This window comes from Streptomyces sp. NPDC001750, assembly GCF_042892615.1.
Taxonomy (GTDB): domain Bacteria; phylum Actinomycetota; class Actinomycetes; order Streptomycetales; family Streptomycetaceae; genus Streptomyces.
The window spans coordinates 32,604-46,620 of sequence record NZ_JBIAUE010000006.1 but is presented as its reverse complement, the minus strand read 5'-3'; the positions used below and the strand labels follow the sequence as shown (position 1 = coordinate 46,620).

Genomic DNA, 14,017 nt, shown 5'->3' with positions numbered 1-14,017 from the left:
CAGACGTCCCGACTCAAACGGAATATCGACTTCGAATTCCCTCAGATCTCTTTTCGCATCAGGTCCAACAGCCGTTTCCCGTGAACGGTCAGTTCGGCGGCTCTCTCCAGCGTGTCAAGTGCCTCCGGTACGCCTTCCAGCCATCGTGACCCGAAAGCCCCCAATGCGATCCGTTCATAGGTGTCGGACAGCAACCGGGAAAATGGAACGGGCTCTTCCTGCCAGGGCATTCGATGGTCCCAGGAGCCGTCTGCCGCGTAAAGATCCGTGACATCGCGAAGCGCCCGCAATTCGGCTCGCCGGAAACCACGGAGCAGTCCGGACGCCAGCTCCTCGGGGCCGCCGTCCACGGGGATCCCGAGAGCGCCCTGTCCGTGCCGTCCGACGGAGCACTCCGAAGGGCCCAGCCCGGTCAGCGGGGTGAGGGTGGTGAGGAAACCCGCCATCTCCCGGACGCGTCCGGGCGCCTTCGACCCGATCACCGCCCACGCCTCGTCGATCCTGGCCGCCAGGGCGGCGGCGGCACGGTCGTCGAGCGCGGGCGCGGCGGGCGTGGGGAAGCAGTCGCGGAACGGGTCGAGGTCGTCGAGCACCAGGCCGGACACAAACGCGGACACCGGACCGGGGCACGGTTCCGGCACCGGGCCGGGTGCCGCCGACCGGCGCAGCGGCCGCCATGCGGGCGTCGCCTCCCGCAGCCGCACGACGTCCGTACCGGCACCCTCGTGCCGCACGACGAAGCCGTCCCCGGTGCCCCGCACCAGGGCCGTGCCGCACTCCCCCACAGCCCCGACCCGCGCCTCGCCGAGGCCGGGCAGGAAGAGACGGCCGTCCGAGAACCGCACCCGTACGGGCAGATCCAGTCCGGCCCGCACGACGGCCGACGCGAGGTACGCCGGGAGCCGTCGCGCCACCCGTACGGCCCCGCGGCGCTCGTGGACCAGCTCCAGCGCGTGGAGCAGCCAGCTACGGGTGTACGGCAGGGCCAGCACCTCGTCCAGGCCGCGGGCGCCCTCCTCGGACTCCTCGACGGCGGCGGCCAGCTCCCAGGCGGTCGCCCACTCCTCGCCGCCGCGCCGCCCGATGTCGGCGTTCAACCGGGCGAGGAGGGTGCGGGTGAGGTCCTGCTGGGCGGCGGCCAGCTCGACGGTGTCGGTCACCGCGGGCGCGACGAGGGACTCCGCCGTGCGCGCCTCGATGCCGCGCACCAGGGCCTCCAGGTCGGCGCAGTACACGGACGGGTTGTCGAAGGCGCCGTCCGGCCCCGTGGGATCGTAGCGATGGGTGTAGAGACCGCCTCCGCACGACCGCACGACCGGGCAGCGCCGGCAGGTCTCGCCGACGCCGGCCAGCCCGAGCTGGCGGGCGCGTACCCCGGGATGGGCGGCCACCTCGTCGAAGGTGTGGCCGAAGACGTCGAATCCGGTGGCGGCCGCGCCCTCGTAGGCGCTCTTGAGCGAGTCGACCTGTTCCAGCCGGCCGTCGGTCTCCACCACGACGAGGTCGGTGGGGGCGAGCCCCAGGGACTCGGTGAGGCTGGGCCCCCCGCTCAGGGTGGAGAACACCGAGGAGAACATGCGCACCGGTGCCGGACGCCCCCGCTCCTCCCAGCGGTCGAAGACCGCGAGGAGCCAGTCGGCGTAGGCCGTGGGCGATCCGTCCGGGCGGAGCGGCGGCTGGTCCCATGTCGCATGCGGCAGCAGGAAGTCGATGAGCGGCGGTTCGAGTTCGACGAGCGCGTCCAGGACCGCGTGCGGGTCGTTGCGGATGTCGACGGTGCACAGCAGGCCGAGGTTGAGGTGCCGGTAACGCTCCTGCCGCAGCAGTTCGACGGCCTTGAGGACCAGGGGGTGGCTGCTGCGTCCGTCGGCGTAGCGGCGGTGCCGGTCGTTGGCGGCGCGGTCGCCGTCGAGGGAGATGCCGACCCTGACGCCGAACTCGTCGAAGAGGTCGAGATAACGCGGGCTGAGCTGGGTCCCGTTGGTGTGGATGCGGAGGTCGAGCTCCGCGACGCCCTCGAAGGCGGAGGTGAGCGCTTCGCAGACGCGGCGCAATCGGGCGGGGCCCGCCAGTAGGGGCTCCCCTCCGTGCAGGATCACTGACACGGAGGGCAACGCATGCGCTGAGGCATGCTCGGCCAGGCGCTGAGCTGTCCGGAAGATGACTTCGTCAGAGATTGTTCTGGGGCGGGTACGCCAACTCTGATCTGCATGTTCGTAGACGTAGCAATGGTCGCAGGCAAGATCGCACCTGCTGTGCACTTTGAGCACGAATTCGCGGAATGGGACCAGGGGTCCTGTCATTCCCTCAGTCTAGCCAGCATGCGGCGCGAATCAGAGCGCGGAACTGAAGGTGGACGCCTGGGTGTGGCGGTCTGCGGGGGCCGAGAACACGCGGCCGAGCTTCCGGTTGGCTTCTGCGCCGCGGGTGTCGATCTCGGCGAGCGACATGCGGCCCTTCTTCGCGACAGCGAAGGCACGAGGGGATTCTGAGGTCTTCACGGCCATCCTTGAGGGGTGTGTTCCGGATCATGAACAAAGCAGCCGGTTTCCGCATCATCACAGTGCCCGGCGAAACGACTTTACTCCCCTCAACGGGCTTGGCAACCGCGGAGATCCACTCGTCACGCGAGTGGCATACAGAACGCATCAGGCGTCACGGGAAGCACCCGCGCGGGCGCCCGCGACCGGGAGAAATGCGCCGGTGGAAGAGGTGCGCGCGGGCCCGCGCATCCGGGCTCGGCGACCGTCGCGCCACCGGTCGTGCGGACGGCCGGCGGGGAGTGCCTTCGCACGGCGGGCGGCTCTCCGTCACAGCCGGCGGGGCGTCCCGTCGGCCGGTGGGGGTTCGGTCGCCCGTACGCCCTTCATGCAGTCCATGATCCGCTCGTGGGTGTCGCCCACGACGTCCGTGATCCTGGCGCGCACGTACACGGACTCGACCCGGCCGACGAAGTTCTCCGAGAACGCCCCCACCAGCACCGTCTCGTGGCTTCCCGCCCCCACCAGGGGGAACCCCGCCCCGAAGTCGATGAGCCGGAAGTCCTCACCGGCCACCAGGCCGGCCCCTGCCAGCTCGTCGCAGGCGGCGGGGACGCTGCCCCACGGCGCGTCCGGGAGGTCCCGCGCGCCCCTCATCACCACCCTGCAGTCCCAGGATTCGACGACGGCGAGGTGCTGGCCGCCGTTCATGACCCCGACCCGCCACGCGGGCACGTCCCGCGTGATCTCGCCGGTCACCCAGGCGGCCCGCCAGCCCAGGTACGGCCGCACCGTGCGGGCGTACTGCGCGCGGGCCAGCACGGCTCCCGCCGCGACGGCGAGCAGGCTGCCCAGCGCCTCCCCGTCGAGCAGTTGCAGACGCCACGGCCACTCGGTCCGCGCCCCGGCCGAGACGTTGGCACGGACGGTCTCCCAGCCGAGCACGGCGACCAGCAGGAGGAGAAGGGCCATCGGCAAGGCGAACAGCAAGGGGCTCCTGCGGATCCGTCGCTGGGCGTCGGACCCCGGATCCGCGCCCTGACGGCCTGCCTGACTCATTCTCGACTTCTCCCCCGCGACAACGGAAACCGAGAGGTGCATCAGTGGTAACTGACCTTAAAATATTGCCAGTTGACCGCCCTTCCCACAACGCTTCGGGGCGCACGAGAAGGGTGCGGCGGACGGGAACGGGGCGCGACGGGGCCGGAATCGGCCGGGCGGGACCGAAAACAGCCGTTGCGCGGCCGGGGCCGTTGCCGCGCCCGGTGACGCCACTTACCCTCATGCCTCCACCACCGCAGAACGCCTCCATCACCTCAGACGGGGAGTGAACATGACGGCGATTCCCGGACCGCTCCAGAGCATGGTGTTCAGGAACGCTGACCTGCCGGAGCTCTTCCACCACACGGACGCGATCGCCGTCGCGAGCCAGCGGGAGGCGGTGAACACCACCCGCGTCCAGCTGATCCTGCTGGTCCTGGGCACGGTGCCGGCGGCCCTGCCCTGGCGCGCCGAGCTGGGCGGCACCTTCCAACTCGTCGACGCCATCGGCGTGCTGTCCTACACGGGCGTGCTGATCACGACCTACCTCGCCACCCGGCGCAGGGCGAAGTCGCAATGGCAGCTCAACCGCTCGGCCGCGGAGTTCATCAAGTCGATGTGCTGGCGCTACTCGGTGCACGGCGCCCCCTTCGACACCAGTACGCCGCATCCCGAGGCGGTGTTCGCGAACCGCCTCGAGGAGGGGCTTCAGGAGCTGTGCAAGGTGGGCTGGACCGATCCCCGCGACCTGACGGCGGACTCGGGCGGTCTGATCACGGATTCCATGCGGGAGTTGCGGAACAAGGCGTTCACCGTGCGCAAGGAGACGTACGTGCGCGACCGGCTGATCGAGCAGCGCACGTGGTACCGCAGGCGCCAGGAGGTGTCGCGCCGGGCCACCCTGCTCTGGTCGAGCACGATCGCCGTACTGACCGCGCTGGCCCTGCTGTTCGCCCTGTTGCGGACATTCTCCGTCATGCAGTCCTTCGCCCTGACCGGGGTCCTGTCGGCCGCCGCTGCGGCCTGTCTGGCGTGGGCCGAGATCCGCCGCCACCACCCGCTGATCTCGGCCCACTCGTTGGTGGAGCAGGACCTGGAGTCGATGCAGGTGGCGATGGAGACGACGCTGACCGAGCGGCAGTGGCCGCGTGCCGTGTTCGAGACCGAGCGCATCGTCTCCCCGCAGCACACCGACTGGCTGGCCCGCCACCAGATGTGAGGGGGCGTCAATCGCTCACGGGCGGGTGGACGCGGACCGCGGTCAGCCGCGCTCCACGCCCTCGCGCCAGATCACGGTGACCGGGCGGCCCAGACGGCGGGCGTACGTCACGATGTCGCCGGTGCCACCGAGGCCGCGGGCCGGCCTGCCGTCCCACACGGCGAGCAGCCGGTCGCAGTGGTCGGCGATGTACGCGCCCGCCGCGTAGTACGCCTCGTCGGTGGAGTGCGGGAAGTCCAGCCGGACCTCGCGGGCCGCGCGGTTCTTGAGGGCCCGGTAGCGGGCGAGTTCGGCCGCGTCGGCGAAGGAGGACTCGTAGTCACCGCTGGGAACGACCACGGTCAGTTCGGCGCCGCGGGCCAGGGCGAGGTCGGCGAAGATCTGGTCCGCCCCCACCGCCAGGCTGGAGAGCGCTTCCAGGGAGCCCTCCAGACCGCGCAGGACCGTCTGGATGCCCGCCAGCACATGCGCGTGCGCCTCCTGCGGAATGCTGCGATGACCGGTCACTCCGATGCGATTCACGGATCCGCAACCCCCTGGGGTGTCTGCCGGGGGTTCCCGGAGGACACCCTCCGGGAGGCACAGCATCCGCCCCCGTTTGCTCCTGCATGACCGACCTGCCCCACATCCTCTCAAAAGGCGCGGGGTGAGCGGGAGCCCCCGCCCAGCATTCGGGCAGGGGCTTCCTCTCTCTGCAGGGTGTCGCCCGAGCAGATGCCGTACTCGCCTTCGCGGGACGAACGCGAGCAGCAGGGGGTGCGGGAGGAGCGGCGGGGTCAGTAGACGCTGACCCCGTACGCGCTGAGCGCCTCGGTGACCGGCTGGAAGTAGGTGGTACCGCCCGAGGAGCAGTTGCCACTGCCCCCGGAGGTGAGGCCGATCGCCTTGGAACCGGAGTAGAGCGGACCGCCGGAGTCGCCGGGCTCCGCGCACACATTGGTCTTGATCATGCCGTACACGACGTCCCCGTTGCCGTAGTTCACCGTGGCGTTGAGACCCGTGACGGATCCGCTGTGGGTGCCCGTGGTGGAGCCGCGACGGGTGACGGACATGCCCACCGTGGCGTCGGCCGCGCCGGTGATGTCGACACTGCCGACGGTGCCGTCGTGCGGGACGGAGGTGTTGTCGTAGCGCACGAGGCCGTAGTCGTTGGTCGGGAAGCTGGAGCCGACCGTCGGGCCGATGCTGGTGGTCTGCGAGGAGCTGGTGTACCAGGGCGGGTTGCCGTCGGTGCAGTGACCGGCGGTCAGGAAGTAGTACGTACTGCCGCTGCGGACGTTGAAGCCGAGCGAGCAGCGCCAGCCGGGGGCGTAGATCGCGTCGCCGCCGGAGAGCAGCTTGGTGAGCTTCCCGGGGGTGCGTTCGATGCGCAGGGCGTCCGCGTTCGCGCCGGCGGACTGCTTGATCCGCTTGATCTCGGCCTGTGAGACCGTGCTGTCCGCGGAGACCACCACGGTGCCGGACTTCGGGTCGACGCTCCAGGCGGTGCCCGCCACGTCGGCCTCGAGCACGGCGTCGCTCGCGGCGGCGAGCCGGGCGGCGCCGGAATTGGTGGCGGAGTCGGCCTGGGCGCTGGGGACCGTCAGGGCCGCGAGGGCGACGAGGCCCGCTGCGACGGCGACGGCCCGGCCGCGTCTGACGATGTCGCCGTGGGGGGTTGTGCGCTTGATCCTCACTTTTCGTTCCTCCCGAGGGAAGTCGGGGGCCCGCCCGTGGGGTGGCCGGACCCGTGAGGCGCAGTCGTTCGCACGACGGTCCACCGGAGGCGAAAACATGCCGTGTTCCTGACAAGCGCTGCACGGGAGTATTCAAGGGGTCAACTTCTTACGCAAGGGGGCCGACCGCCCCTGGCGCGTTCCGCCGTGCACCGGCCCGGCGGCGTGCGGAGCCGCCGGGGCCGGTGTTCCGGAAGGGGACGACGGGGCGTCGGTTCAGCGGTCGACGCGGTGGCGTTCGCCCGCCTCGGCGGCGAAGGGGAGGGTGTTGCCGGGCGGCGGTCCGGTGTTCATCCGGTCAGCCTGAAGGCGGACGGCACCTGCGACCGGATCCTGCGGAAGTGGGGCATCACGGCGTCGGCGCTCGCGTCCTCGCGGATCTCCCCGCCCGCGATCGAGTGACCGTCAGCAGCTGCAGTCGCAGTCGCAGCAACTGCAGGACTCGCAGCAGTCCCCGCAGCCGCTGCAGCAGTTGCACGCTTCGCAGCAGTCGCCGCAGTCGCACTGGTGGCACAGCCCCTCACGGCGCTGATGGGTCCACGGGTCCTCGAACGTGCCGCAGCACATCTGGCAGGTGCAGGCCAGCCCCGCCCACACCAGGCAGCCCGCGATCAGCCCGCGCCGGTCGCGCGGCGGCTCGGGCGGCAGCGGCGGGCCACCGGGCCCCGGGGTGTACGGGTTGCCGGGGCTCGGGGCGTACGGGTTGCCGGGCGGCGGCCCGTATGATCCGGCCGGCCCGGTGCCCGGCGCGGCGGCGATCCCGTCCTCGGCCACGCCGTGGACGGTCCCGTCCGTGTCCGTGCCGCGGAGGTTCCCGGACGGCGCCGCGCCGTCCGCCCGGTGCGAGCACGTCGTGGTACCGAAAGCCCGGTCCACCGACTGCCGGAGCTCGTGGGCCAGCAGCACATGGGCCAGCCTGCCGTCGGTGAACTCGGCGTCCCGCAGCGCCAGCCGCACGCCGCGCACGGCGTCGTCGCACAGCCGCCGGGCCTCGTCCCGGGAGGTGCCGGTCGCGGTGAGCGGGTTCCAGGAGCCCGACGCCGCGTCAGCTTCCTGGTCCTCCACGGCGTCCAGCAGATGCGCCAGGCGTCCGAAGAGGCGGCCCGCCTCGGCCAGCGGCTCCGCGTTCCCCGGCCGCCCGGCGAGCACCGCGGTGTGGGCGAAGGCCGCGGCGGTGGCGGTCTCGGTCGGCTCGGTGACCGTCAGCAGCGGCGTTCCGGGCCCGGCGAGCAGTTCGATGCCGCTCTGCCGGTCGACCGCGTCGACGAGGAGCGCCGTGTCGAATCCGAGTTGCGCGCCGGTGCGCGCGCCTGCCCGGTCCCACCCGGCGGCGACCCGGCGCGCCGCGGCCGCGACCGGACGGCGCCTCATCCAGCCGTCCCCGTCCGCGACATGGTCCCGCACCTTCGCGGAGGCCAGCACCAGCGAGACGGCCGCGGCCAGCCGGGCCCCCTCGCCCCGGGCGACCGGAGCGGTCCGCATGGCGCGCAGCGGACAGGGCCCCGCTGTCCGGCGCCACCCCGTGGTGCGCTCGGACTGAGCCTCCGTCAGAACTGAGACGATCAGGCCGTCGTAGTTCGTGACGAGGCGGGCGAACTGCCCGTGGTCCGCGCGAAGCGCGAGGCAGAGCCCGCAGAGATGGGCCATCCACTCCGTCCTCATCCCCTCGGACAGGCGATGGGCGCAGGGCCTGACGATTCCGAACACGACGATCCCCCGAATGTCGTCCACTGTCGCGCCGGGTTCGTGCACCCGCGCGACGAGCATCGTAATCGAGCCATCCGTTCACCCGTACGTGCTGCATGTCACCCGTACGGACCGGTGCATCACATTTTCTTTCTTTCAGACCATCGATGTAGGGCAAACCCTGACGAACCGCCACATCTTCTGCACCAGTACCGTCACGAATCCCCTGCGCGCCGACTATCCACTTGGCGCACGATCCGCATCATGGACGACCATAGGGATACGAAAGAGATGCGGAGCAACACGGAACCGCGGTGAGAGGAGGCGTCCATGGGATCGGTGCGCAGGGCGAGTGCCTGGCTGGGCCTCGTAGAGGACAACGACGAGCGGTACTACGACGACGACGAGTACGCCGAGGTCGCGCACACCGGGACCGGTCAGGCGTGGGTGACCGACCCCAGGGTGCAGGCGACCGCCGGGAAGGCCGAGGAGACGGACCGTCGGATCGCCACCGTCACCCCGGACAGCTTCCGGGACGCCCGGGCGGTCGGGGAGCTGTTCCGGGACGGCGTGCCGGTGATCGTCAACCTCACGGCCATGGACCCCACCGACGCCAAGCGCGTCGTGGACTTCGCCGCCGGGCTGACCTTCGGGCTGCGCGGTTCGATCGAGCGGGTGGCCACCCGCGTCTTCCTGCTGACCCCGGCCGACACCCAGGTGCTCAGCGGCGAAGCCGTCGGCCGGCCGGCCGACGGCTTCTTCAACCAGAGCTGAGCAGGGCGCTCCCCCGACCGTCCTACCGGAACGCGTCGAGCCCGGTGAGCGCCTTGCCCAGCACCAGCTGGTGCATCTCCACGGTCCCCTCGTAGGTGAGCACCGACTCCAGATTCGTCGCGTGGCGCATCACGGGGTATTCCAGCGAGATCCCGTTGGCGCCGAGGATCGTGCGCGCGGTGCGGCAGATCCCGATCGCCTCCCGCACGTTGTTGAGCTTCCCGAAACTGACCTGCTCCGGGCGGAGCGTGCCCGCGTCCATCCGCCGCCCGAGGTGGTGGGCGAGCAGGATCCCCTTGTGCAGTTCCACGGCCATGTCCGCGAGCTTTGCCTGGGTGAGCTGGAAGCCGCCGATGGGCCTGCCGAACTGCTCCCGCGTCCGCGCGTAGCCGAGCGCCGCCTCGAAACTGGCGCGCGCCGCGCCCATGGCGCCCCAGACGATGCCGTAGCGGGCGTGGCCGAGACAACTGAGCGGGCCGCTCAGTCCGGTGACCCCGGGAAGCACGGCATCGGCCGGCAGCCGCACCTCGTCGAGGACCAGTTCGCTGGTGACCGAGGCGCGCAGGGACCACTTGTGCCTGATCTCCGGCGCGGAGAAGCCCGGGGCGTCGGTCGGCACGACGAACCCGCGGATCCCGGCACCCGGCCCGCCCTCGTCGGTCCGCGCCCAGACGACGGCGACCCCGGCGACCGAGCCGTTGGTGATCCACATCTTGCGGCCGGTGAGCACCCAGTCCCCACCGCTCTCGCGCCGGGCGTACGTCCGCATCCCGGCCGGGTCGGAACCATGGTCCGGCTCGGTGAGGCCGAAGCAGCCGATGATCTCCCCGGCGGCCATGCCGGGCAGCCACCGCCGCCGCTGCTCCTCGGAGCCGTAGCGGTGGATGGCGTACATGGCGAGCGAGCCCTGTACGGAGACCAGCGAGCGGATCCCCGAGTCCGCCGCCTCGAGTTCGAGGCAGGCCAGCCCGTACTGGACGGCGGTGGCCCCCGCGCAGCCGTAGCCGCTCAGGGACATCCCGAGGGCGCCGAGCGAGCCGAGTTCGCGGGCCAGTTCACGGATGCCGGGCAGTTCGCCGTTCTCGTACCACTCGGCGATGTGCGGCAGGATCCGGTCGGCCGCCCAGTCACGGACGGTGTCGCGGATGGCCAGGTCCTCGGTGCCGAGCAGATCGTCGATGCCGAGGGGGTCGGCGGGGTCGAAGGGCGGGAGCTTCGCGGACGGGGTGGTGGACATGGGGAATGCCTCCGGGCGGCTCGCGTGTCGCCGGGCCGGACGGCGCGGGCGGTGTCACGGAGCCGGGTGCGCACCCGGCCGGTCCCGCTCCCCGCACCGTGGGCCGGCCGACCCGGAACCAGCGGTGTGGGTCATGGCGTCGAGGCGACGTTACGGGTCAGTGCCCCGCCCGTCCAGAGCCGGTCGCTTCCGCGGGCCTGCGGCGGGCGGGCGCCGGGAGCGTACGTCGCGCGGAGCCCTCGCAAAGGGCCTGACGCGCCTCGGGAACCCCTTCGCCCGCACCGGCCCCCTCCGTCACACGGCGGGCCGTGGCCGGGCCCTCCGGTCCGACGGGGGAGGCGGGCGTGTCCTCCGGCTCGGCGGACGGGGCCGGATCCTCCGTCCTGCGCGGCAGCCGCAGCGCGGCGAGTGCCCCGAGCAGCAGGAGGGCCGCACTGACCAGCAGCGTGACGTGCAGTCCCGTGATGAAGGAGCCGCAGGCCGTGGTCCGCAGCGACTCCCCCAGCGGACCGCCGATCCTGTCGGCCACCTGGTACGCCTCGCCGAGGGAGTGCGCGGCGGCCTCCCTGTCGGCGGCGGAGACGCCCTTGTCGGACAGCTTCGCGAGTCCGGGGGCGTAGGCGGCGTTCATGACGCTGCCGAGAAAGGCGATGCCCATGCCCGCGCCGAGCTGGTAGGAGGTCTCGCCGATGGCCGCCGCGCCGCCCGCCCGGTCGGCCGGGGCGTCGCTGAGCATGGATTCGTACGCCCCGAAGAGCGTGGTCTGGAGCCCGAAGCCGAGTGCGACGAAGGCCGCGGCCAGCAGGGCGGGCCGGTCGTGCCGGCCCATCGCGGTCAGGACCAGCACCGAGGCGGCGGTGAGCACGAAACCCCAGCCGACCATCCGGCGCGGCCCGACGCGGTGCAGGGTGTACGAGCCGGTGGCGCCCGCCGCCATGGCGGCGAACGTGAGCGGCAGCAGCCGCAGACCGGTCTCCAACGGGCTCAGGCCGAGGACGAGCTGGAGGTACTGCACGGCTATCAGCTGCAGCCCGACCAGGGCCAGCATCGCGACGACGATGCAGCCGACCGCGGTGGAGAAGGCGGGCCTGGCGAACATCCCGATGTCGATCAGCGGATGCGTTCGCCGCTTCTGGCGGCGCGCGAACAGGACGAGCAGCACCGCCCCGACGAGCAGCGGGACCAGCGCGGTCGGGCTGAGCAGCCCCTCCCCGGCACCCGCCCGCTTCACTCCGAGCACCACGCCGAGCACCCCCGCCGCGGCCATCAGTGCGCCGAACACGTCCCACGGGCCGTCGCCACCGCCACGCGACTCGGGCAGCAGCAGGCGGCCGACGGGCAGCACCAGGGCCATCAGCGGGATGTTGATCAGGAAGACCGAGCCCCACCAGAAGTGCTCGACGAGGAAGCCGCCGACCACGGGCCCGGTGGCGGCCCCGACGGCGGCGACCGCCGACCAGACGCCGATCGCCACGGCCCGCTCACGGCGGTCGGGGAAGACCTGGCGGAGGATCGACAGCGTGGCGGGCATGATCATCGCCCCGCCGACGCCGAGCAGGGCGCGCGCCGCTATGAGCAAGCCGGGGGTGTCGGCCAGCGCGGCGATCCCGGAGGCGATGCCGAAGAGCGCGTAACCGAGCAGCAGGACGCGGCGGCGGCCGACCCGGTCGCCGAGCGTCCCGAAGAGGATCAGCAGCGAGGCACAGACCAGCGGGTAGGCGTCCACGATCCACAGCAGATCGACGGCGCTGGGCCGCAGGTCCTCGGTGAGGGAGGGGACCGCGACGTGCAGCACGGTCGCGTCGAGCGCCACGAGCAGCAGGCTGAGGCAGAGGACGACGAGGACGACCCATCGATTGGCACCGCCGCCCACCGGGCGTGACCGGGCTCGGGCTGTGGTCGTCCCGGACATGCATGTACCTCCCAAAAGGTCCCTCGCGCTCGGCGGGCCGGCCGGGTACGCGGCGGACGCGCCGCCCCTCGGGGCCCGGCATCGACGGGCGAGTGATCCGTCAGCGTACGCGAGTTCGGAGAACTCACACGTGGTCCACCTCATACCTCGACGGGCCGTGGAGTGCGGCCTGCGCCAGCGGCGGGTGGCGCTCGCCCCTCCGGCCCGCGCGAACGACCTCCGCGCCCGGCACAGAAGGTACTCGCCCCGGCCCGCGGAGCGATCGCCGGGCCCGACCCGGGAACTTTCGGTGACCGGACGGGCACCGTCCGTCCTTCCTTCTGTGGTGCGGTTTGTTTTCGTACCGACACCTCCTGGGATTTTCCGCCCGCACCGAGCACCCTTCCGAAATAAGTGCGAAATGAATGACGCAAAAGCGTGTCGATACGCTTCTCAGGGTCAGGAATTAAGGCCCTTCCGAGACATAGCCCACATCACATCGTCATCACAAAGAGACCTGAACGCCCTGGTCGCGCACTCACTCGCTGTAACGTCGATTGGGTGCGTACCGACATCTTTGCCCGCCTGGACCGGGAGCCGGAGCCGCCGAAGATAGACCCGCCGCGGATGAGCCGTCACCGTGTCGCTCTCTTCGGCGGGACGTTGGCGTTCTATGTCGCCATCGTCGTCGCCGTGCTGGTCTCCTCCTGGCTGGTGGCGCTGGACTGGAAGGTCATGCTCTTCCGGCCGTATCAGCAATGGCCGGAAATCCATGCGTTCCTCGACTACTACGTCGTGCTCGGCCAGCGCGGCCCCACCGCCACCATGGTCGCCTGCTGGCTCGGCTGGCGCTCCTGGCGGCAGCACACGCTGCGGCCCCTGCTGACGCTCGGTGCGGCGCTGCTGCTGCTCAACGCGACGGTCGGCGCGGTCAAGATCGGCCTGGGGCGGCTCGGGCCGCATTACGCGACCCAAATCGGCTCCGCGGAACTCTTCGCCGGCGGCGACATATTTCCCTCGGGTCACACCGCCAACGCGGTGGTGACCTGGGGGATCCTCGCCTATCTGGCCACCACGCCGAGGGCCAGGCGCTACCTGTCGGCCCTCTCGGCGATCGTCTCGCTCGGCGTCGGGCTCACCACCGTCTACCTCGGCACGCACTGGCTCAGCGATGTGCTGCTGGGCTGGGCCGCGGGGCTGCTGATCCTGCTGGCGCTGCCCTGGGTCGAGCCGCTCATCGCCCGGACCGAGACCTGGATCTTCGCGCAGCGCGAGAGCCTGCGGGGGCTCGGCCGTCCCGTGCCCTCCGTACCCGTCCCGGTCGCGGGCCCCCGGACCGAGGCGTTCCCGCTGCCGGACGGCGACGACGTCCCGGCCGGAGGTCCGGTGCCGGAGCCGGTCGCCGTGGGCGGCCCCCCGGCGACCACCGCGGTCGCGGGCACCCGGCCGCTCGCCCACTCGGGCCCGCCGTCGCACCAGGTCCATCTGCCGCGCTCGGAGCGGACCCCGGTCACTCCCACCGGCAGCCGTCGGCCGCCGCACCCGGACCGGGTGCCGCGCGGCGGAGCGGCGTCGGCCCGGCCGGTGACCGGCGGCTGACCCCCGCGGGCGGTGAGGCCGGTACGCACCCCGCCTCCCCCCGGCATGAGTGAGGGCCCCGACACGGTCGGGGCCCTCACTCATGCCGCGGCCGGGCTCAGCCCACCCAGCAGCGGGTGACGACCGAGTCCGCGACCTCGAAGTTGATCCGCCCGGCCCGGAACTCCATGGTGATGACCGTGCCCGGCGGCACGGATCTGACGGTGGTCCAGCCGCGCGTACGGGCCCGCCGTTCGGCCGCGTCGGCGGCGAGGCCGACGTACGTGCCGGGCGAGTCCTGGGGCTGGACGGGACGGTTCGACGAAGTCGCCATACCCCTCACCGTAGGTGTCCGGGAGCCGCGGGGAAAGCCGGGACCGGATCCGTCGCACGTCA

Annotated in this window: 13 protein-coding genes; 4 read left to right on the top strand and 9 right to left on the bottom strand. The window is 71.8% G+C overall.

Annotated elements, in window-relative coordinates; translation table 11 throughout:
• Nucleotides 1-41 precede the first annotated feature (41 nt).
• The 3 genes from ACFYY6_RS12180 to ACFYY6_RS12170 all read right to left on the bottom strand — a co-directional run bounded on the left by ACFYY6_RS12180 (nt 42) and on the right by ACFYY6_RS12170 (nt 3,539).
• Nucleotides 42-2,303 carry a radical SAM/SPASM protein FxsBH, inactivated beta-hydroxylase extension form gene (locus ACFYY6_RS12180; protein WP_351523356.1) on the bottom strand — a complete coding sequence of 754 codons (2,262 nt, stop codon included), beginning with the start codon at nt 2,301-2,303 and terminating at the stop codon, nt 42-44.
• 30 nt (nt 2,304-2,333) lie between these two features.
• The gene (gene fxsA / locus ACFYY6_RS12175; protein WP_360108120.1) at nt 2,334-2,501 is read right to left on the bottom strand and encodes an FxSxx-COOH cyclophane-containing RiPP peptide; all 168 of its coding nucleotides are present in this window, start codon (nt 2,499-2,501) and stop codon (nt 2,334-2,336) included.
• 309 nt (nt 2,502-2,810) lie between these two features.
• On the bottom strand, nt 2,811-3,539 hold the full coding sequence (locus ACFYY6_RS12170; protein ID WP_386607345.1) for a hypothetical protein: 729 nt from the start codon (nt 3,537-3,539) through the stop codon (nt 2,811-2,813).
• Nucleotides 3,540-3,813: 274 nt separating this feature from the next.
• On the opposite strand from ACFYY6_RS12170, the gene ACFYY6_RS12165 reads away from it, so the two are divergent.
• The gene (locus tag ACFYY6_RS12165; RefSeq protein WP_351523350.1) at nt 3,814-4,740 is read left to right on the top strand and encodes a DUF4231 domain-containing protein; all 927 of its coding nucleotides are present in this window, start codon (nt 3,814-3,816) and stop codon (nt 4,738-4,740) included.
• Between the two features lie 42 nt (nt 4,741-4,782).
• Here the strand turns inward: ACFYY6_RS12165 and ACFYY6_RS12160 are convergent, their stop codons facing one another.
• Nucleotides 4,783-5,262, bottom strand: a complete 480-nt coding sequence (locus ACFYY6_RS12160) for a hypothetical protein (RefSeq protein ID WP_073791630.1) — start codon at nt 5,260-5,262, stop codon at nt 4,783-4,785.
• 254 nt (nt 5,263-5,516) lie between these two features.
• Nucleotides 5,517-6,416, bottom strand: coding sequence for a S1 family peptidase (locus tag ACFYY6_RS12155; protein WP_351523348.1), 900 nt, complete (start codon nt 6,414-6,416; stop codon nt 5,517-5,519).
• Nucleotides 6,417-6,686: 270 nt separating this feature from the next.
• On the opposite strand from ACFYY6_RS12155, the gene ACFYY6_RS12150 reads away from it, so the two are divergent.
• A complete protein-coding gene (locus tag ACFYY6_RS12150) occupies nt 6,687-6,857 on the top strand; it encodes a hypothetical protein (protein ID WP_386607344.1) in 171 nt (56 codons plus the stop codon).
• Between the two features lie 3 nt (nt 6,858-6,860).
• On the opposite strand, the gene ACFYY6_RS12145 is transcribed toward ACFYY6_RS12150, so the two are convergent.
• Nucleotides 6,861-8,162, bottom strand: coding sequence for a DUF5685 family protein (locus ACFYY6_RS12145; protein ID WP_351523346.1), 1,302 nt, complete (start codon nt 8,160-8,162; stop codon nt 6,861-6,863).
• 309 nt (nt 8,163-8,471) lie between these two features.
• Here ACFYY6_RS12145 and ACFYY6_RS12140 point away from each other — a divergent pair, with 309 nt between their 5' ends.
• Nucleotides 8,472-8,915: a cell division protein SepF gene (locus ACFYY6_RS12140; RefSeq protein ID WP_351523344.1), complete on the top strand. Its 444-nt coding sequence runs from the start codon at nt 8,472-8,474 to the stop codon at nt 8,913-8,915.
• A 22-nt stretch (nt 8,916-8,937) separates the two neighbouring features.
• Here the strand turns inward: ACFYY6_RS12140 and ACFYY6_RS12135 are convergent, their stop codons facing one another.
• Both ACFYY6_RS12135 and ACFYY6_RS12130 read right to left on the bottom strand, forming a co-directional pair.
• A complete protein-coding gene (locus ACFYY6_RS12135; protein WP_351525872.1) occupies nt 8,938-10,152 on the bottom strand; it encodes an acyl-CoA dehydrogenase family protein in 1,215 nt (404 codons plus the stop codon).
• Between the two features lie 157 nt (nt 10,153-10,309).
• A complete protein-coding gene (locus ACFYY6_RS12130; RefSeq protein ID WP_389192930.1) occupies nt 10,310-12,064 on the bottom strand; it encodes an MFS transporter in 1,755 nt (584 codons plus the stop codon).
• A 540-nt stretch (nt 12,065-12,604) separates the two neighbouring features.
• On the opposite strand from ACFYY6_RS12130, the gene ACFYY6_RS12125 reads away from it, so the two are divergent.
• Nucleotides 12,605-13,642: a phosphatase PAP2 family protein gene (locus ACFYY6_RS12125; RefSeq protein ID WP_351525876.1), complete on the top strand. Its 1,038-nt coding sequence runs from the start codon at nt 12,605-12,607 to the stop codon at nt 13,640-13,642.
• A gap of 97 nt (nt 13,643-13,739) precedes the next feature.
• Here ACFYY6_RS12125 and ACFYY6_RS12120 read toward each other — a convergent pair whose 3' ends face one another.
• The gene (locus ACFYY6_RS12120) at nt 13,740-13,955 is read right to left on the bottom strand and encodes an I78 family peptidase inhibitor (protein WP_351525984.1); all 216 of its coding nucleotides are present in this window, start codon (nt 13,953-13,955) and stop codon (nt 13,740-13,742) included.
• Between the last annotated feature and the right edge of the window lie 62 nt (nt 13,956-14,017).